Origin of the sequence: Bacillus sp. hwrm1 (assembly GCF_040207805.1) — a bacterium.
In the GTDB taxonomy this organism is placed as follows: Bacteria; Bacillota; Bacilli; order Bacillales; family Bacillaceae; genus Bacillus; species Bacillus velezensis.
The window spans coordinates 2,845,034-2,864,194 of sequence record NZ_CP157943.1; the positions used below are offsets into that span (position 1 = coordinate 2,845,034).

Sequence of the window (19,161 nt, forward strand, 5' to 3'; positions counted from 1 at the left end):
TTTATTATTTCAAATCCGATGGAAATTGTCAATATAAAGCGCCGCGCGTCCGATTTCGTCTTTTTCACAATTTCCCACAATCTTTTCATTATTATCCCACACTTTTTGTTTAAGATGGAGTCAGTAATAATAGGCAAATCATGCTATGATGAAATAGAGAAACGGAGTGAACATGATGGATAACTATCGTGATGAAAATCGGACAGACCAAAAAGAACAGGAAGTCCTTTTAGTAAAAGAAAACCCGCAGACGGCCAGATATTCCGCGCCGGACGAGGACAAGAAAAAACGAAGCTTCGGCTGGTTCAGACCGCTTCTCGGCGGAGTGATCGGCGGAGGGCTCGCCCTCGGCATCTATACATTTACGCCGCTTGGAGACCATCAGACTCAAGATACTTCCAATCCGGCTCCCGCTCAGGAAACGTCATCGGTAACCGCCAAGCAGACATCTTCTGAATCAGACAGCGGCAAATCGGCAAACAGCTCATCGGCAAATTCAAGCAGCATTTCGAATATGGTGGAAGACATTTCACCGGCGATCGTCGGGATCACCAATCTGCAGAAGCAGCAAAGCAGTTCCGATTTATTCGGATTCGGATCAAGCTCAGATTCAAACTCTAATTCGTCGGGTGATGATGCGGAAACGGGATCGGGTTCAGGCGTTATTTTTAAGAAAGCAAACGGCAAAGCGTATATCATTACGAATAACCACGTGGTCGAAGGCGCCTCTTCCCTTAAAGTGTCATTATTTGACGGCACCGATGTAACAGCTAAACTCGTCGGCAGCGACTCTCTGACAGACTTGGCCGTTTTAGAAATCAGTGATAAACACGTGACAAAAACGGCAAGCTTCGGCAGCTCATCCGCTCTCAGAACGGGTGAATCCGTCATCGCCATCGGTGATCCGCTCGGAAAAGACCTTTCCCGCACCGTCACACAAGGCATCGTGAGCGGCTTAAACAGAACCGTCTCGATCTCTACGTCAGCCGGCGAGTCGAGCATCAACGTCATCCAAACCGATGCCGCCATCAATCCCGGAAACAGCGGCGGACCGCTCTTGAATACAGACGGCAAAATCATCGGCATCAACAGCATGAAAATCAGCGAAAGTGATGTAGAAGGCATCGGCTTTGCCATCCCGAGCAACGATGTAAAACCGATCGCCGAAGAGCTTCTCACGAAAGGACAGGTGGAGCGCCCTTATATCGGCGTGAGCATGATCGACTTGGAACAAGTGCCGCAAAACTATCAGGAAGGCACACTCGGGCTTTTCGGCAAACAGCTGAATAAAGGCGTTTATATTCGCGAAGTGGCACAGGGCTCACCTGCTGCCAAAGCCGGATTAAAAGCAGAAGACATCATTATCAGCTTAAAAGGGAAAGAAACCGGCACGGGCAGCGAACTTCGCAATATTCTCTACAAGAATACGAAAGTCGGCAGCACCGTTGACGTGAAGATTATCAGAAACGGCAAGGAAATGACGAAAAAAATGAAACTGACTCAAAAAGAAGAAACATCTTCTTAACAAAAATCCAAGGCAGCCGCCTTGGATTTTTTATGTACAGCGGAAACTTTAGGCCTGGATCAGCCGTATGACTTAGTGTACAAAGGAGGATACTTACACATGAAACAAACAGGACTTTTGCTGGTCGTTACAGGCCTGATCTTGCTGCAGCTGAGCATTCAGTTTCCTCAGCAAAACGCTGCTTGGGGTATGACGCTTGGCGCAAGCATTTTACTGAACCTTTCGGGAACCGGACTGATCATGCGCTCTCTGCACACGCAGACCGGCCGCAGATGAATGAAAAAAGCCGCGGGACATTCTGTCATCCCGCGGCTTTTATTTCACATAAAAGCACCCTGTCCGCTGGCCGGACAGGGTGTTTCGGTTAAGACATATGCTGGTCCCGATAAATCTTTTCGTTTTTCATGCCGTACGCTTTTTGCACGATATAGAGCGGACGGTCTTTTGCTTCGTCATAAATCCTTCCGATATATTCGCCGATCATTCCAAGCATTAATAGAACGATGCCGCTGAATAACAGCTGTATCACAATCAGAGAGGACCAGCCCGTAATGGTGCTGTTCGTAAACAGCTTCATGTATAAAACGATAAACATATAGAGAAAACCCGCTCCGGACATGATCATTCCCGCATAGCTTGCCGCCTTGAGCGGTTTATGAGAGAACGTTGTGATCCCGTCCATGGAAAGCTTCAGCATTTTTTTAAGCGGGTATTTCGTTTCCCCCGCAAGCCGCTCATCTCGTTCATATTCTACAGCAGTCTGCTTAAAGCCGACCCAGCTGACGAGTCCTCTGACAAAAGGATTTTTTTCTTTTAATCTTTTCATCTCATCACAGACTTTTCTGTCCAGCAGGCGGAAATCTCCGGTGTCGAGCGGAATATCAATATCAGTCACGCTCCGCAGCAGCCGGTAAAACATAGAGGCCGTCTGTTTCTTGAAAAAGGTTTCTCCCTTTCGTTTCGTTCTGACGGCGTACACCACATCGTAGCCTTCTTTCCACTGCTCAATCATATCAAGGATTAATTCAGGAGGATCCTGCAAATCGGCGTCAATGACGGCGATTGCATTCCCCTCTGCATAATCCATACCCGCTGTGATCGCGATCTGATGTCCGAAGTTTCTGGAAAAATCAATAATTTTCACTCTCGGATCAATCAGACTTTGCTCTCTTAAAATCTCAATACTGCGGTCTTTGCTTCCATCATTGACAAAGATCAATTCATAATGCTCTTTTGTTTGATCCATGACTTCTTTCAGGCGCTGATAGGTTGTCTGAATGACGAGTTCCTCGTTATAAACCGGGACGACTATTGAATATTGAATATGTCTGCTCATGTTTTTTCCTCCTATTCATCAGATTGAAGTTCGTATAGTGAAGCTGACTGATTCATTCCGCCCGGCCCGCCGCTCATTCGTCTGTTTTTACCCGCAGCCTTGCTGCTTTTTGTATCAGCTGGATCACTATTTTTCGTTTTCTGATCTGTGCTTGATTTCCATTTATCTGAAGATACTTTCTTTCCGTTTTTCTCAACCCACTGCACAATATCGTTATTTCCGCCTTTGCCCATTCCGGATGTTAAGAAGTATTTTACTTTCCCTTCTTTTACGAGCTTTTTAAATTGAGTCAGCGTAATGGCCGGGTCAGACCCGCTGAAACCGCCGATCGCCATGACCGCTTTTTTCGTTTTGATAATGTAAGGCGCCGCTGTGTTGGAATCGGTTGCAGCAAATAGATAGTCCGCTCCGGCGTTATGTTTCTCTAAATAGTTGATCAGTTTTGTATTGACAGATGCGTTATCCATTCCCATGCCTTTTCCGCTTGTTGAAGCGAGCTGAGGGCCTGTTTCAGGCAATGAGCTGTTGCCTCCGTACAGAAGCGGTGTGCTCGCCCAATAAATCGGCATGACCATCAAGACGAAAAGGGCTGCAAGTGAAACATAATAACTTAGCGGTTTTTGGCGCTGTTTGAATACGAACAGGGCGATTGCTGCCACTGCGCCGAGAACGCCTGCTCCGATGCTCCAGCCTGCGCCGATTTGATCATTGTAGTTTCTGAGGATAAACAGCTCAAATCCGGTTGTCACAAGAATAGCGGCCGGCAATAGCCAAGTTTTCCATCCCGCCTGCTTGCGGTACAGATGAACGAGGGCGACCCATCCCGCACCGACAAGTGCCGCGATCGGAGGCGCCAGCATAATGAGATAATAATGGTGGAAAAATTCCGCCACACTGAAGAATCCGGCAATCGGCACAAGCCACGCTGCCCAAAAGATCGTTTCCTTCTGTTCTGCTGATAATCGTCTTCTTTCTCTCGCCCCGGCGATCAATAAACCGGCCATTCCAAAAATCGCAAACGACAGGAGCCAGCTGATCTGATCAGATAATTCCGTTTGGAAAAGGCGCAGCGGACCAGGAGTTCCCGTTCCGAACATTCCTGAACCTGATTGCATTTTCGAGCCGGTGCCTGTACCGCTTTTTCCTCCGCCACCGGGACCATCTCCGCCGCTTGTAGGACCTCCTTGACCGCCGCTTGGCATTTTCCCGTTAGATGGAGGTGCCGTCATACTGCCGTTTTGTGGTTTGTCTCCGCTTGCTGAACTGCTGCTTGAAGACTGGCCAGGCGGTTTTTGCATTTGTGAAGAACCATCGGAAGAAGACATCTCTTTCGATGCGTTTCCGTCCGGCCCGCCCTGACCGCCGCCGGAACTTTGCCCTGTCAGCCGCTGAATCCCGTTATATCCGAAAGCCAATTCCAATACGGAGTTTGTCTGGCTGCTTCCGACATATGGCCTTTTGCCGGCTGGAATATTATCAACAATGAGCGGCCATGACAATGAAACGGCTGCTAAAACGGCTAACGCGCTTACCAATGAAATGATTTTTTTCTTAATCGTGGTGTTTGCCGCAATCATATAGAACAGCAAGAAGGCCGGCAAAATCATATAAGCCTGAAGCATTTTTGTGTTAAAGCCTGCTCCGACGACAAAAAATGCCGCCAAAAGCCAGATCAGTCTGCCTTTTCTGATCGCTTTAAAGAGAAGCCATGTGGCGAACAAGAGGAAAAAGACCAGTAAAGCATCGACATTATTCGTCCGCGCGACCGCTACTGCGATCGGTGTACACGCCATGACAAATGAGGCGATGCGCGCCGCCGTTTTTCCGAACGTCGGCTTTATTAATAAGTACATGAATAGAACTGAACCTACACCCGCCAATGCCTGAGGCAGGATGACGCTCCACCCGTGCATACCGAATATCAGCGCGCTGATCGTTTGTATCTGGTATGTAACAGGCGGTTTATCTACCGTGATAAACCCGGCTGCGTCAAATGAAGCGTAAAAGAAATTATGAAAGCTTTGAAGCATACTCGTTACCGCTGCGGTGTAATAAGGATTCACCGTATCGTCATTCCAGATGTTGTACATATTCAAGAATGCGGAAGCGAGTAAAATGAGAATGAAGACTGCGTCTATCTCGCGTTTTTTCATTTTCACCTGTGTTTTCACTCCTTTTGTTTAACTTTGAACAAGTGTAACAACCAAATGTGAAAAATTTATTAATAAACAAAGACAATTATTTTGCCGTTTACAAATAGGTAAAAAGAATGACAAAACGGGTAAAAAAGCAAAAAAAAGATGCCCCCGTCAAGCCGGGAGGCATCTGTCATGATTTCTGATTTACTGTATCGGTTTCAGCCGTGCTTCTATTTCAGAACGGTGGTGTTCGAGATAAGGCGGGAGCGCAACCGTTTTGCCTAGCTCTTCAGGTTTTTCATCAACCATAAATCCCGGACCGTCCGTTGACAATTCGAACAGAATTCCGTTCGGCTCCCGGAAGTACAGCGCTTTGAAATAATAACGCTCTACAATGCCTGAGTTGCTGAAACCTTCTTTTGTAATGATGCGGTGCCATAAAGCAAGCTCCTCTTCATTCTGAACGCGGAAGGCCACATGGTGGACGCTGCCTTTCCCCGGACGCTCGCGCGGAAGATCGTTTCTTTCAATGAGATGGACTTCTGTGCGCGCGCCTCCGTTTCCGGATTCGAGCACCGTAACCGTGCCCCGGTCTTCATGCGTTTCTTTCCCGATTTCAGTGAAGCCCAGCACATCGGTTAACACACGCAGCGTCGGTTCTGCATACGGGACGGTCAATTCAACGGGACCAAGACCGCGGAAAGAATATTCTTCCGGTATGCCGCTTTGCTTCACCGCTTCACCGATGTCTTTTCCTTTTTCGTCAGCTGTCAGCACAAGCCGCTGTCCTTCATGATCCCAAAAAGCGAGTGTCTCTCTGCCCGCTATTGTCATGATGTCGCCATGAGCGACCTGATGCTCTTCAAATCGTTTTTTCCAATATTGAAGCGCTTGTGCATCCGGGACACGCAGGCCGATTGAAGAAATACTGTTTGTTCCCGCATGAAACGGCGCAATCCGCGGAATTTCGAAAAACGTCAATTCCGATCCCGGATTAGCTGTTTCATCACCGTAAAATAAGTGATACATCGTCGGTTCATCCTGGTTTACGGACTTTTTCACAAGCTTCAATCCCAGGATGTTCCGATAGAAATCTAAATTTTTCTGCGCATCAGCCGTCAATGCTGATACATGGTGTATTCCATTAACTTTCATTATGTTATCCTCCAGTCAATTATCTCGATTTCGAGATATTTTATATATATACAATTTATGTTATCCGGATCGCAAAGTCAACCCATCTGCTTCACAGACGGTCTGCAGACTGTCGCTCTCCAAATAACGAACCTTCGATATTAAAAAACCATTAATGTTCGCTTTTAAAACAGTATTTTTTCCTTCTCAAAAGCAGAAACCTTTATCTTTTAGGGAAAACAACAAAATCAGAAAATTTATTTTATTCGTGTTTCAGCAATTAGGGTTTACAATATGGAAAATAGTTTTTTCAGCATGACGATTTTACATCTGGAGGGATAGGATATGCAGATTGAAGAGAACGGACTTAAAAAAGAGATCGGCCTTACCATCGCCCTCTCACTTGTTATCGGCACCATCATCGGTTCCGGCGTATTTATGAAACCAGGCGCCGTGCTTGCCTACTCCGGTGATGCGAAAACTGCGCTTATCGCGTGGCTGTTAGGAGGCATTTTGACGCTTGCCGGCGGCTTGACCGTTGCGGAAATCGGCACTCAGATTCCGAAAACGGGCGGACTTTATACATATCTAGAAGAAGTGTACGGCGAATTTTGGGGCTTTTTGTGCGGATGGGTTCAAATTATCATTTACGGCCCCGCCATTATCGGAGCAATCGGCTTGTATTTCGGCTCTTTGATGGCGCACTTGTTCAATTGGGATTCCGGCTGGTCTAAATTGATCGGGATTTCAGCCGTTTTGTTTTTAAGCATCATTAACATTATCGGAACGAAATATGGCGGCATCGTCCAGGGAATTACGACTGTCGGCAAATTGATTCCGATTATCTGCATGATCGTGTTCGGCCTTTGGAAAGGCGATCAGCATATTTTCACAGCCGTTACAAGCAGCATGTCGGACATGAATTTCGGCGCTGCCATACTGGCCACCTTGTTTGCTTATGACGGCTGGATTCTGCTTGCGGCACTCGGCGGCGAAATGAAAAATCCGGAAAAGCTGCTCCCGAGAGCGATGACGGGCGGACTGCTGGTCGTCACCGCCATTTATCTTTTCATTAACTTTGCGCTGCTGCACATTCTTCCTGCGACCGACATCGTCAAACTCGGTGAAAATGCGACCGGCACCGCTGCCGGAATGCTATTTGGCGACATCGGAGGAAAATTGATCAGCGTCGGAATCATCGTCAGCATCTTCGGCTGTTTAAACGGAAAGATTCTCGCTTTTCCGCGTGTCTCATTTGCGATGGCGGAACGGAAACAGCTGCCGTTTGCCGGACAGATTTCGCGGGTGCACCCGACGTTCCGCACCCCGTGGATTGCCGTGTCATTTCAGATCGCGCTGGCCATTATTTTTATGATCGCCAGCAATCCCGATAAGCTGTCTGAAATCTCTATTTTCATGATTTATATTTTTTACGTCATGGCCTTTTTCGCCGTGTTTATCCTCAGAAAAAAAAGCGGCGGAAAACCGCGCGCCTACAGCGTGCCTTTGTATCCGATCATTCCTGTTTTGGCCATCGCGGGTTCACTGTTTGTGCTGATCAGCACGATCATTACAGATACACTGAGCTGCGTGCTGTCCCTCTTGATCGGCCTCGCCGGGCTGCCGCTTTATTTTTGGCTGAAAAACGGCAGAAAAAACTGACAAAAACGGTTCCTTTTACGGGAGCCGTTTTTTTTCTGGCAAAATCACGTGCAAAAGTTGACAGCAAATTCACATCTTTTGTTATACTTTTTAAGCAAGATGTCTGAATTCGAAGTATGTTACGTTTTTTTGGCGAAGTGGGTAACATAAGAAAAACAGGATGAGACACGTTTTTACGAAAAAATCAAGAGGCGTTTTTTTCGACTTTATCTGTTTTTTTTCGACAAAAGGCTATATAATAATTTGATGTGTGCATTGTCTCATTCAAACAATGGAGGGTTTTTAATGATAAAAAGAAAAAAAGATAAGTTCTCACTCCTTTTAACAGAAATCGCAAAAAACATAGACGAAACCGCAGAATATTTTGTCAACTTTAAAGTGACGAACCAGACGACTTTAAAGGAATTTGCCGATACGTTAAAAGAGTTTGAAACAAAAGGAGATAATCATGTTCATGTTATGATTAAAGAGCTGAACAAAGCTTTTATCACTCCCATTGAACGTGAAGACATCCTTGAGCTGACAAACAGCCTCGATGACGTGCTTGACGGAATCGAACATTTTTCAGCAATGATGGAGATTTTCTCGATCACTTCTTCCGATGAGCATATCGATAAGTTCAGCGGATACATCAGAGAGTGCGCGAAGGAAATTTTAATCACGATTGAACTTCTTGCAGAAAACCGATTGAAGGACATTCACCCTCACGCCATTAAAATTAAGGAATACGAGCACAGCTGTGATAACCTGCACCGTAAATCATTAAAAAATCTGTTCGGCACAGAAACCGATCCGATTAAAGTGATTCAGTACCGCGAAATTTACGAAACGCTTGAGGAAATTGCCGACTCTTGCCAAAGCGTTGCCAATAACCTTGAAACCATTATTATGAAAAACGCGTAACGAGGGGTTATAATGGATACTCTATTACTTTTAACGATATTAATTGTCATATGCGCTTTGGTATTTGACTTCATTAACGGATTTCACGATACCGCAAACGCAATCGCCACCTCAGTTTCGACAAAAGCGCTGAAGCCGCGGCACGCAATCGTTATGGCCGCCATCATGAACTTTCTCGGAGCGATGACATTTACCGGTGTGGCGAAAACCATTACAAAGGACATTGTGAATCCTTATACATTAGACAACGGGTCAGTTGTCATTCTGGCGGCTTTACTCGCCGCAATCGTCTGGAACTTGATCACATGGTATTTCGGCATTCCGAGCAGCTCTTCACATGCGATTATCGGAGCGATCGCCGGAGCGGCCATTGCAGCGTCAGGTTTTGCAACGCTTAATTATAAAGGGTTCATTAAAATTATCGAAGCACTTATTTTATCACCGATCATCGCCTTTGTTCTCGGCTTTATCGTATATTCGATCGTGAAGCTGATTTTTAAAGACAGCAATCTGGCGAAAACAAATAAACGCTTCCGCAGAGTGCAGATTTTGACGGCTGCCATTCAGTCCTATACACACGGAACGAACGACGCGCAAAAAGCGATGGGTATCATTACGATGGCGCTTATGACGGCCAATTTACATAAAAGTGATGCCATTCCTTTTTGGGTGCAGCTCTCTTGTGCCCTGGCAATGGGTCTCGGCACATCCATCGGCGGCTGGAAAATCATTAAAACCGTCGGCGGAAAAATTATGAAAATCCGTCCGGTAAACGGCGTATCTGCCGACTTAACCGGCGCAGCCATTATTTTCGGGGCCACGTTTATTCATCTCCCTGTCAGCACGACGCACGTCATTTCGTCTTCCATTCTCGGTGTGGGCGCTTCCCACCGCGTAAAAGGCGTAAACTGGGGAACGGCTAAACGGATGCTCATTACATGGGTCATCACCCTGCCGATTGCAGGTACACTCGGCGCCATCGCCTTTTTCATCCTAGATCTCTTTTTCTGATGACATCCGCTTCTTTACAGAAGCGGTTTTTTTTGTGACAGGAAAATGATGTCATGACATAGAATGAACATAGCAGACCATTTTTCAAATTGTGAGGGATGCTCATGCTTTTGTTTTTTCAGATCATGGTGTGGACGATGGCGGCCGCGCTCATTTTATATGTGTACGCATCCTGGCGGTATGAGGCAAAGGTAAAAGAAAAAATGTTTGCCATCCGTAAAACGTGGTATTTACTATTTGTACTGGGCTCCATGGTCTATTGGACATATGATCCTGAATCGCTCTTTGCCGCATGGAGACAATATTTGATTGTTGCCGTCTGCTTTGCCCTTATTGATGCGTTTATCTTTTTGAGCGCGTATATCAAAAAGCTCGCCGGCAATGAATTAGAGACGGATACGCGGGAAATTTTAGAAGAAAATAACGAAATGCTTCACTCCTATCTTGAAAAACTGAAAACCTATCAATATCTGTTGAAAAATGAACCGATCCATGTATATTATGGAAGTACAGAAGCTTATGCGGAAGGCATCAGCAGACTGCTGGCCGCTTATGCCGAAAAAATGAATGTCACGGCTTCCTTGTGCGACTATTCCGCACAATCGGATAAGGACCGCTTGACGGAGCATATGCCTGATGCGGCGGACGTTCAGTCCCGTCTTAACCGTAAAGATGTCTACTATGATCAAAAAGGCAGGCTTGTGCTTATTCCGTTTACAGTCCAGAACCGCCATTACGTGATCAAACTCACGTCGGAAAACCTGTTGACGGAATTCGATTATTTGCTTTTCACATCGCTAACGAGCATTTATGATTTAATGCTGCCAATAGAAGAGGAAGGTGACGGTTAAATGGAGCAGGCATTTCAAAACGGGCAGCCGGAACAAAGAGCGAAACCGTTCAAAATGTTTAAAAAACGTTCAATGACAAGTATCGCAAGTTACCAGGTCAGCCCTCATACCGCCAGAATTTTCAAAGAAAACGAGCGGCTGATTGACAAGTATAAACAAAAAAAAGCTTGATTACACTAAGGACAGGAGACACGGCTCTTGTCCTTATTCCTTTTTTCCTTATCTTTCATATAATAAAACCAACAAAGAGATGCGACAGGTGATGATGTGAAGAAAATTGTCAGGCGCGTAAAGTTTGTGGATTACGGACGCTTCGGGCTTTCCGCTTATTCGCTGAGGATGCGGGCGAGGAATCTCAGGCTATTGAACCGGTTAAAAAAGAAAAAAGGCTGAATCCCGCAATGTGAACGGGACTCAGCCTTTTTTGTTAAAGCTGCATCAGAATTTTCGCTTTTACAGCGGGGCCGTAGACGCCGTCAGACGTCAGTCCGTTTACAGATTGGAAGCGGGCCACGGCATCTGCGGTTTTCGGACCGTAGATACCGTCAATTCCGTTATTGACAGCTCCTTTTTCAGGATAGAAATAAAGCGCGGCGAGCGCGTTTTGCACCTGGTATACCTTTTCGCCGGACGTGTACGGCTCTGTCAGCTGAATCACCTCGTCCGGAAGAGAATACAGTGCTTCAACCGGCGGGCTGACGATCAGTACTTGTCCGACTTTAATCAGGTTCGGGTCAGCGATGTTATTCCATTTCTGCAGATCGGCCACGCTGACGCCGAATTTCCGCGCGATCGCCGACAGCGTATCTCCTTTTTGGACGGTATACGTCTGTCTTTCCCCAGAACCGATTCCCGCTTTAAACTCATCCCATGTATCCAACAGTCTTCTCGGACAAAGCTTTCCTGACCAATGCTTGTGCGCAACGACATTTGCAAGCGTGATGCCGTGAGAGGTCATTAATGTGCGGATGAGCCATTGGGCGTTTGCCACGGCCTGTGAAAAGTTGCCGTCTGCGTTTTCACAAATTTCAATACCGATGGATTTACGGTTGCCGTCCCCGTTTCCGTCACCGGCATGCCAGCCGCTTTCGTTCAGCGGAAGATGCTGATAAATTTCCGTATCATCGACTGTGAAATGCCAGCTTGTCGGTGTATCGGGATTTTTCACATAGCTTGCGTGACTTTTGGCGTTAGCTCCGACTGCGGTATTGGCTGTATTGTGCACCGTAATGTAAATCGGTGTCATTGCATAGCCTGGGCGGTTATTGTTTCCTGCCGGGATAAAATCCTGTGTGATTTTTACCATATTCTCATCTCTCCTATTTCGATAAATTGTTTATTTTTAATAAAGCCTGCTGTTTTTTCCCTTTTGCTGTAACGTAATTGTTTTTAAACCAGGCGGCGGCAGTCGTTATGATTGTAAAAACGGCCGACCCGGCGGCATACAGCGTATCTGCAAGCTGGCTGACCTGGTCCTCCTGAATATTCAGCGGCGATTTGCCGAACATCAGCAAAGTTTGATTCAATAAAGCAAGCAAAAGAAGCACCGTCCTGACGACCGTGCCTTTGTCCGCGAATTTCATATCGGTTTCCCCCTTACTTTTGCAGCAGATTGTACATGATGGCGATGGCTCCGCCAATGACGCCCGTGCAGATTGCTGTCACGATCGCTCCTGTAATGGTCCGCTTAATCCATGTTGTGTTTTCGTCAATTTTGTTCAGTTTTTCATTCAGCGTCATGATTTGCTGATCCTGCCGGTCGGATACCCGCTCTAATGCGGCTACCCGCTGTTCAAGCACCTTTTGTTCACCTTTGATGCCTGCGAATTCTTTTTGCACCGCTTGTTCATCCAGAAGCACTTCCGCTCCCCCCTCTTACATTGTTCTCACCTCCCTTCGGAAGCTTCATTCTTACGAAAATGCCGTGCCTTTGACAGAAAGGCTCCCGCCGGAAATGCTCTGGATTTCCATGACGATTTCCTTAAAGCCGGCAATATCAAATGACCACACTTCTTCTGTGCCTGATGTACCGGCGGCTGATGTCCCGTCATCAGACCTGATTCCTCTGATCGGCACGTTTTTTCCCGAGATGGATCTCCCCCAAAACGCGACATGGCCCGACTCAGCCGTGCCGGTGATTTCGACGAGAAGTTTTTTCCAAGCGCCCGCCGAGAAGATGCTTCCCTCGCCCGCCTCTGCTGCATTTTCATGAAAAATCACGTCTGTATATGAAAACGCCATATCACCGCCCGTACCGACAGATTGGTATAAAACAAATTCGGACTGCTTTTGATTTCCGTTTTCAAAACGGAACCGGTAATATCGTTTTGTCAGGCAGACCCACCCCGAAGCGGTCAGCACTCCGCCTTTGACTGCGACAAAATGTGAAGCTGTCCACGAATTGTTATCCTCGCTCTCTTCGATAAAAAGAGTTCCGCTGCGGTCCGAATAAGCCCACCCCTGTACTCTGTCTATTAAGACGGCTCCTAAACGGTCTTGTCCGAATTGGCTGTATACTTCAATCGCTTCTAGCGGCGTATTGGTAAGAAGCTCTGCCATTCCGGACAAATCAGCAACCGGTGTGACATAATCGTTTTTGTTACCGCGATAAGCTTTTACGGCGCCGGGTCTGCCAAGTTGATCGGCGGGAAATTCAAATGAATGCTTTTTCATCGGCCGTCCTCCTTTTCTCATTTATTAAAAATGACAAATAAAAAAAGCCGTTTGGCTTATGACACAGCATTTTTATAATTTTCGTATGTTTCACCCGTTATTTCTTGAAATTCCTCAGGCGTGATATACTTCGCGGCCACACCTTCAGCCAGATCTTCGGCAGAGCAGTCATCATAGCCCATAGCTTGTTTGACCATTTCTATTGTGGCCCACTTATAAAACAAAGCGTAAACCCAAAAGTTAAGTCTCTTCATTTTTTCATTCTCCTTTCACGTTTAATAATTCTAATTTTAAAGACGCTAATTGCCTGCCGAGTGACTGCTGCGCTTGTTCGGCTGCTTTTCTGGCCAATTTCTCATTCGCCAGCTGTCCGCCGAGGCCTGCAAGCTGGTTTGAATCGGGAGCCGTATCTTTTTTTAAGCTGTCTTTATATGCTTCGTCAGCGGTTTCCACCCATTCTTGTTTCTCTTCATCAAAAAATGGGCGCCACATGCCTTCGCCGTTTATTTCCGGCGGAAAGTCCGCAGCGTTAGGCGGCAGCATATAATTTCCTGTCTCAGAATCCGGATAAAGCTCAACCGGAGTGCCTGTATAAATGTTGTTATTGTCATACGGAAATATTAATTTCATATTCTCGCTCCTTTACGTGAGTGCCAAAACAAGGTCAATATAATAGCCGTTCACATTACTTTCTATATTGGCCATAATTCCCGTCAGCTTCATATCTCCATTAGAATAAATAATAAATTTGCTGTAACCGGTGGTGCCGCTGGCTGCAACCATCGTCACAACGCCTTTGGCCGGCGCACAAGAGGATGGCACACTCCCGAATACCACTTCTCTGTCCGTAAGAACGTGTCCGTTCAGGTGAAGGGTGTTTCCCACTTTGCGGTATTGAAGCGGCCTGTCTCCTGATTTAGCGCCATTTTTATAAGGAACATTGATCCAAGGTACATTCTCAGTATCAAGTTCAGTAATGAGGCGACGCCAGCCCTGCCAGCCCAAGTTCAAATCCAAATAGTTCGTGAACATATTATTTTTATAATCAACGGCAATGACATACCCAAACGTTCCCTTTCCCTCACTGTCAAGAGAGGTAAAATGAAACATGCCGCGGGTCGAAGCGCTGCTCGGACTGTCTGCCGCTTTGCCGGTTGAATAAAAGGTGCCGAACGCCCTGCCGTTTTTAACGATTTTTTCAAGAAAGTTATCATCATCACCAATTGTAAGAAGATAGCCGCCGTTATCGTTTGTTATTTTCGAAAGCTGTGCCCCGTTCCACATATTTTTATCCGCCTGTGTGACATGGATGTCTTTTTTATTAGCGTGAGCGTCTAATAGTTTTTGTACAGCTTCTGTGTTGTCCAACTCAACCCAATCACTCCAAACATTATTTGCCAAAGACTTACGGAATGTTCTGTTGTCATTTGTCATGGCAAGAACATGACCATATGACTTTCCGACACTGCAGGTCCAAAACCCGCGTCCGCCTGCAGGAGGGGTATTCGCCGCAGTTTTTTCATATGAGAAATAGGTCAATGAAGGATAATTTAACAATTCAGCATGAAGATCAGTTGTGACATTAAATAACGGCTGGCCGTCATCATTCGAAATTTTATTTAACTGCGCATTGTTCCATTTATCCTTATCAGATTTTGTTACGTGAATATCTGTTTTATTAGCATGTGCATCGACCTTTGACTGCGATCCTTCCACTGACTCAAACTCACGCCATGACGTCCAAGAATCCGAGCCTGAGATTTTATTACGCATAAACTTTCGGCGGCCTGACGACGTTGAGTCGCTGCTGCTATAGGACGTATATTCCTGATAAGCATACGTTCCGTAGTTGTGAACAAACAAATACCCGTTATTATTCACTGGCGCGTTTAATGCGGTCGTGACACTGCTCATATAATATAAACCTGTATCCGTTACCGTATTAAAGTCAGCACCGCTTCGATACTTTGCCAACCCATTATCTTCCGTTAATTTAAACAGCTGTCCTGCATTCCATGTATCCTTCTCAGCTTTCGTCACATGCCGGTCCAGATCTTGATTGTGCTGATCAAAATCTTTCTTTGCTGCCTGCTGGACATTGTCCACGTTTCCGAGGCCGATTTGCGCCTTTGTCGTTTTGTGCGGGTTGTTCATGTCGTTTTTATGGGCCGCCAGATCCGTGTGTGCGTCATTTATGCCTTTTTCCCAGCGGTTGACGTCATCTTCGTTAATCGGATCGTCCGGAAGCCAGTCTGTTTTTTCTTCGTAAGCCATCGTTACACCACCTCAAAGGTAAATCTTAAATCAAGCGTTCTGTTATTGCTGAGATCTAAATTTGTTTTTCGTTCTGTGATGACGCTTCCTGTTTCGTCAAGCATCTGCACGGTTTCAATGTGTTTGACGTCTTCTTCCCTGCGTGTGAGAACGGTGACTGCGGCTTCTTTTACGGAAATGTCCGCAATCGGAGTTTCTTTTCCGTTTAACAGCACTTTTGTGATCCTGTTTTTCAGATCGGCTGCGGCACGCTGTCTGTAAGCGGCTGATATCATGGTAAGACCACCTCGTTATTGTTGAGTGTGACGGAATAACCGACCTTCAGTTCACTGACTTTTCGGTATCTCCGATTGTTGAGAATGACCCGGTCTTTGATTTCCAGTGTTTCGTTTAATGCGGCTCTCAATGTATACGCCAAATGAGCAGGTTTGATTTTTTCAAGTGTTTCAATCAGCTCGTTCATGTGCTGCAGGTCATCAAGCCCGATATCGGCATAAAAACGATACTGCCCCGGAAACATCCGAACGTAAGCTGACGGATGTTTTAAAAAACGGTTTAGCGCCTGCTCGATCGCTTGATGTGTGATGGGCGGAATATTCGACATCTTCGAAATCAGCCTGAGCCGTCTCATATCCTCCGTGTCACCTGATTCCCGCGGTATTTTTAATATTTTTTCCCAGCGTTCAAGCCCCCATGTCGCCGTCGTGATAAAGAGCTGATCCGTCAAATCGAAAATATCGTTATTCTGCCGCTCAAACTCGGGAGCTTCCGCCTCAAGCAGTTGTGCCATCTCCTTTAATCGGGTTAAAAACGGCGGGAGGTACGCCGTCATCTCATCGAGTCTGCTCAAGGATTGTCACCTCTTTGAGTTTAGGAATTTCCACGTCACTGAGCACGAGGTTTTCCGCCGCACCGTTCATTTTGATATCGGCGTAGTCACTGACGGATGCCGAGTTATAAACGATGTTGTTAATTTGTGATAAACGGACGGTGTTTTCTTCGAAGGCCATTTTCTTAAATAAATTCAGGACGCCTTTTTCAATCTCCGCTTTTACGTCATCGATCGAGCTGTTCAGCTCAGGCAGCACGGAAGCGGAGATTTCGATTTCCTTCCATACGGCGCTTTCCACCGTTACTGCCGCTCCGATCGGCGCCTGTCCTTCTCCCTGCCCTTCGTCCGGATCAATATAATCCTTTACTTTTTTGATCAGAATATCTGATGCCGGTTCCAAATTCGCATTTGTGATGACAACCTTCACCGTTCCGGCTCCGTTCCAAAGCGGGAAGATTTTCGCCCTGCCGACGCCGTCAACCTCTTCGGCCCATTGTTTATAATGCTGTTTATTTGCGCTGACTGCCTCCCGGCGGACACGGGTAAAATAGCGCGCCCTTAAGCTGTTGTCATCTTCTTCCTCACGGCCGGGAATTAATATATCGCGCACGACTGCTTTCTCAAGCCCGGGTATCGTATCAAGCGGCAGCAGGTTCTGCCCTGAAATGCCGGCATTGCCCGCTTCACCGGCTGTTTCACATTCAAGCGTTCCATCCCCCGTATATTGAAAATACAGGTTATCAACGAAGAAACGGGAGCCTGGCGGAATGGTGATGCCCGCTGTAAATTCTCCTGCTCTGACCGCTTTTGTGGCAGGTGTTCGTTCAATTCCCGCTTCAGCAGCACGCCTGTCCAGAAATTCTCCCTGAGCCGTATCGGAAAACACGAGCTCCAGCACGGTATCCAGCCAAATATAAGACTTTGCGAGCTCAGCGGCCGCAGGCGCGAGCGCATTGTAAATGACGCTGCCTTCTCTCGTATCAATATCCGCCGTAACGCGCGCCAGCATTCTATCCATAATGTCGTCAAACGTCTGAGCTTCAAACATCCTCACCCAGCACCTCCTCTATCTCAAGCATGCCCTCATCAGTTTCAACGGTAAAAGAGACGATGAAGGCATCATCTTTTTTCTCAATCTCAAAATTGGTAACGGCCAAAATGCGGTCATCATACAGCAAGGCTTCTTCTATCAGTCTTGGAATCTCCATTTTTTTATAAGCTTCCGTCGTGTTCTGATCTGAAAGCACTTCCTGAAGTTCGTTTCCGATATCATGGCTGAAAACCGAATATGAATACCGTTCTGTGTGAAGAGCGATATAGACAAATTGTCTGATTGCGTCCAGTCCGTTTATCAGTTCATTGGTAATCCGGTTGTTTTCAAAATCAATTCGGTAGGTTTGTGAAGTCTCAACGGCCTCACTCGCATCCTCCAAATCTTCAAATTCGATTTCCGGTGTCAAGGCCATTGCACCCGCTCCTTTTAGATTTGTCCATGTAAAAAAGCCCTCTTCGGCAGATGAAGCGGCTTTAATAGGCTGATATTCTCGTGCATCTCCGTCCGGATGCCGGTTAAATTTTGTCCAGTACAAAGAAAGACTGTCCTCCTGTTAAGGCGGCGGTCATCACCCGATCTCCCGCCTGGAGCTGATCATCTTCTCCGGATCTCAGCCGCTTCGGCACAATGAGTGCATCAGACGGAATCAAAAGTTTGTCGTGATCTTTCAGTTTCAGCTCGAGCGGCGAAACGGAGGTCACTTCGGCCGGCATCAGCTCCACCGGCGCTTCGGCGTCAACCGCTCCGACGGCTAAATGTTTAATGGCATCACTTAATCTCATCAGGATGTCCCCTCCGGCAGTGAATTTTTCTCCGTGACGTCAATCGTCATGGTATGTTTTGTTCCTTGGAATTCATGGCGGTCCGTATCTACATAATAGGTTTTCTTCAGCCCGATTTCCGGAATTGAAATATATACAGGCAATCCGCTTTCCAACCCAGGAATACCGATTGCCTGTATATTTTTCAGCTCTTTCTTAACGCCTTTTTTCTCAGCCTGCTTCACTTTTGCGCGCTGTTTCAGCTGGGCTTCATTAATGTCGTCAGAAACCGTTTCGGTATACTGCAAAACGCCGAATGTTTTCATGCCCGCGCTGTCTGACGCGGAAGCCTTTATCGTTTTATTGTCTTTTTGCAGCCGCATGACGACACGGGTTGCGGTGTCATCAATTGAGGTGCTGTATTGATACCCTGTGATATTAACTCCTGTTTCCAGCACCCATATGTCAGACGGCTCCGGCCATTCACGCAAGCCGAGCCTGCCTTTTTCTGAATAGAGCTGATAATTGCGCCCCGTCTGGCTTTTTGTCTGCTTTAACGCTTTTAGCATCATATCGTAAAGGCTTGTATCATTTTTAAAAACGAGTGATTTAATGGTATGGCCTGTGTTGGCAATGGATGTGACGGGAATTTGAAAATCGCTGGCGATCCTTTTCAATATTTGATCGGCGCGCTTGTTGGAAAACACGTAAACGTCCTGGTTTTTCACAAGGTATTGGAGCATATCGTATGCGGTGAAGGCGACGGTATGCTCATCGGGCGTTCTTGCAAAAACAATGCCGCGGAACAGTTCTTTTCCGTTCCATTTGAACAAAACCGTATCCCCCTCCGATACACCGTAATACGTCTGGCTGCCCTGCTTTACGACAATCGTCGCTTCGATGGAGCGGGGCGCCTGATATCTGTGTCCTTCCAGCGTTACGCTTTCTGTGACAAGCTCGAGCCACTCCGTTTCTTTTATGACAAATAGTTCAATCATCTTTTCACC

Annotated in this window: 24 protein-coding genes; 8 read left to right on the forward strand and 16 right to left on the reverse strand. The window is 46.5% G+C overall.

Going from position 1 to position 19,161, the window contains the following annotated elements:
• The first annotated feature begins 175 nt into the window (after window positions 1-175).
• Together ABK447_RS14085 and ABK447_RS14090 are read left to right on the forward strand one after the other, a co-directional pair.
• Window positions 176-1,525, forward strand: a complete 1,350-nt coding sequence (locus ABK447_RS14085; protein WP_157696431.1) for a S1C family serine protease — start codon at window positions 176-178, stop codon at window positions 1,523-1,525.
• Window positions 1,526-1,624: 99 nt separating this feature from the next.
• Window positions 1,625-1,801 carry a hypothetical protein gene (locus tag ABK447_RS14090; protein ID WP_164463354.1) on the forward strand — a complete coding sequence of 59 codons (177 nt, stop codon included), beginning with the start codon at window positions 1,625-1,627 and terminating at the stop codon, window positions 1,799-1,801.
• Between the two features lie 88 nt (window positions 1,802-1,889).
• On the opposite strand, the gene ABK447_RS14095 is transcribed toward ABK447_RS14090, so the two are convergent.
• The 3 genes from ABK447_RS14095 to ABK447_RS14105 all read right to left on the reverse strand — a co-directional run bounded on the left by ABK447_RS14095 (window position 1,890) and on the right by ABK447_RS14105 (window position 6,154).
• Window positions 1,890-2,861: a glycosyltransferase family 2 protein gene (locus ABK447_RS14095; protein ID WP_007610846.1), complete on the reverse strand. Its 972-nt coding sequence runs from the start codon at window positions 2,859-2,861 to the stop codon at window positions 1,890-1,892.
• A gap of 11 nt (window positions 2,862-2,872) precedes the next feature.
• Window positions 2,873-5,020 carry a glycosyltransferase family 39 protein gene (locus ABK447_RS14100; RefSeq protein WP_094031668.1) on the reverse strand — a complete coding sequence of 716 codons (2,148 nt, stop codon included), beginning with the start codon at window positions 5,018-5,020 and terminating at the stop codon, window positions 2,873-2,875.
• Window positions 5,021-5,203: 183 nt separating this feature from the next.
• Window positions 5,204-6,154, reverse strand: a complete 951-nt coding sequence (locus ABK447_RS14105) for a ring-cleaving dioxygenase (protein ID WP_349909086.1) — start codon at window positions 6,152-6,154, stop codon at window positions 5,204-5,206.
• Window positions 6,155-6,478: 324 nt separating this feature from the next.
• Here ABK447_RS14105 and ABK447_RS14110 point away from each other — a divergent pair, with 324 nt between their 5' ends.
• The 6 genes from ABK447_RS14110 (at window position 6,479) to ABK447_RS14135 (ending at window position 10,953) form a co-directional block, all read left to right on the forward strand.
• Window positions 6,479-7,795: an APC family permease gene (locus ABK447_RS14110; RefSeq protein WP_007407254.1), complete on the forward strand. Its 1,317-nt coding sequence runs from the start codon at window positions 6,479-6,481 to the stop codon at window positions 7,793-7,795.
• 285 nt (window positions 7,796-8,080) lie between these two features.
• Window positions 8,081-8,698, forward strand: a complete 618-nt coding sequence (locus ABK447_RS14115) for a DUF47 domain-containing protein (protein ID WP_003154804.1) — start codon at window positions 8,081-8,083, stop codon at window positions 8,696-8,698.
• Between the two features lie 12 nt (window positions 8,699-8,710).
• Window positions 8,711-9,709: an inorganic phosphate transporter gene (locus tag ABK447_RS14120; RefSeq protein WP_007407255.1), complete on the forward strand. Its 999-nt coding sequence runs from the start codon at window positions 8,711-8,713 to the stop codon at window positions 9,707-9,709.
• Window positions 9,710-9,813: 104 nt separating this feature from the next.
• Complete coding sequence (locus tag ABK447_RS14125) at window positions 9,814-10,560, forward strand: type II toxin-antitoxin system SpoIISA family toxin (protein WP_007407256.1); 747 nt, start codon at window positions 9,814-9,816, stop codon at window positions 10,558-10,560.
• Window positions 10,561-10,731: a type II toxin-antitoxin system SpoIISB family antitoxin gene (locus ABK447_RS14130; protein WP_003154807.1), complete on the forward strand. Its 171-nt coding sequence runs from the start codon at window positions 10,561-10,563 to the stop codon at window positions 10,729-10,731.
• A 96-nt stretch (window positions 10,732-10,827) separates the two neighbouring features.
• Complete coding sequence (locus ABK447_RS14135; RefSeq protein ID WP_023356844.1) at window positions 10,828-10,953, forward strand: hypothetical protein; 126 nt, start codon at window positions 10,828-10,830, stop codon at window positions 10,951-10,953.
• 34 nt (window positions 10,954-10,987) lie between these two features.
• Here the strand turns inward: ABK447_RS14135 and ABK447_RS14140 are convergent, their stop codons facing one another.
• The 13 genes from ABK447_RS14140 to ABK447_RS14200 all read right to left on the reverse strand — a co-directional run bounded on the left by ABK447_RS14140 (window position 10,988) and on the right by ABK447_RS14200 (window position 19,152).
• Entirely contained in the window at window positions 10,988-11,866 is an 879-nt protein-coding gene (locus ABK447_RS14140; RefSeq protein WP_020955695.1) for an N-acetylmuramoyl-L-alanine amidase, read from the reverse strand.
• 13 nt (window positions 11,867-11,879) lie between these two features.
• A complete protein-coding gene (locus tag ABK447_RS14145) occupies window positions 11,880-12,143 on the reverse strand; it encodes a phage holin (protein ID WP_003154813.1) in 264 nt (87 codons plus the stop codon).
• A gap of 13 nt (window positions 12,144-12,156) precedes the next feature.
• Entirely contained in the window at window positions 12,157-12,420 is a 264-nt protein-coding gene (locus ABK447_RS14150) for a hemolysin XhlA family protein (protein WP_003154815.1), read from the reverse strand.
• 51 nt (window positions 12,421-12,471) lie between these two features.
• Entirely contained in the window at window positions 12,472-13,233 is a 762-nt protein-coding gene (locus ABK447_RS14155; protein WP_015239693.1) for a hypothetical protein, read from the reverse strand.
• Window positions 13,234-13,289: 56 nt separating this feature from the next.
• Window positions 13,290-13,487: an XkdX family protein gene (locus ABK447_RS14160; RefSeq protein ID WP_012117366.1), complete on the reverse strand. Its 198-nt coding sequence runs from the start codon at window positions 13,485-13,487 to the stop codon at window positions 13,290-13,292.
• 4 nt (window positions 13,488-13,491) lie between these two features.
• Window positions 13,492-13,863: an XkdW family protein gene (locus ABK447_RS14165; RefSeq protein WP_043021266.1), complete on the reverse strand. Its 372-nt coding sequence runs from the start codon at window positions 13,861-13,863 to the stop codon at window positions 13,492-13,494.
• Between the two features lie 12 nt (window positions 13,864-13,875).
• Complete coding sequence (locus ABK447_RS14170; protein ID WP_221663993.1) at window positions 13,876-15,507, reverse strand: hypothetical protein; 1,632 nt, start codon at window positions 15,505-15,507, stop codon at window positions 13,876-13,878.
• Between the two features lie 2 nt (window positions 15,508-15,509).
• Window positions 15,510-15,782, reverse strand: coding sequence for a hypothetical protein (locus tag ABK447_RS14175; protein ID WP_060674884.1), 273 nt, complete (start codon window positions 15,780-15,782; stop codon window positions 15,510-15,512).
• Window positions 15,779-16,357 (reverse strand): YmfQ family protein, encoded by a 579-nt coding sequence (locus tag ABK447_RS14180; protein ID WP_015239689.1) that lies wholly within the window; start codon window positions 16,355-16,357, stop codon window positions 15,779-15,781. Before ABK447_RS14180 ends, ABK447_RS14175 begins: the two co-directional genes overlap by 4 nt.
• Window positions 16,341-17,387, reverse strand: coding sequence for a baseplate J/gp47 family protein (locus ABK447_RS14185; RefSeq protein WP_015239688.1), 1,047 nt, complete (start codon window positions 17,385-17,387; stop codon window positions 16,341-16,343). The genes ABK447_RS14180 and ABK447_RS14185 overlap by 17 nt, the downstream gene beginning before the upstream one ends.
• Window positions 17,380-17,805, reverse strand: a complete 426-nt coding sequence (locus tag ABK447_RS14190) for a DUF2634 domain-containing protein (RefSeq protein ID WP_094031917.1) — start codon at window positions 17,803-17,805, stop codon at window positions 17,380-17,382. Before ABK447_RS14190 ends, ABK447_RS14185 begins: the two co-directional genes overlap by 8 nt.
• Before the next feature lie 103 nt (window positions 17,806-17,908).
• Window positions 17,909-18,175, reverse strand: a complete 267-nt coding sequence (locus tag ABK447_RS14195) for a DUF2577 family protein (protein WP_007610818.1) — start codon at window positions 18,173-18,175, stop codon at window positions 17,909-17,911.
• The gene (locus ABK447_RS14200) at window positions 18,175-19,152 is read right to left on the reverse strand and encodes a hypothetical protein (RefSeq protein WP_044802866.1); all 978 of its coding nucleotides are present in this window, start codon (window positions 19,150-19,152) and stop codon (window positions 18,175-18,177) included. Before ABK447_RS14200 ends, ABK447_RS14195 begins: the two co-directional genes overlap by 1 nt.
• Window positions 19,153-19,161 lie beyond the last annotated feature (9 nt).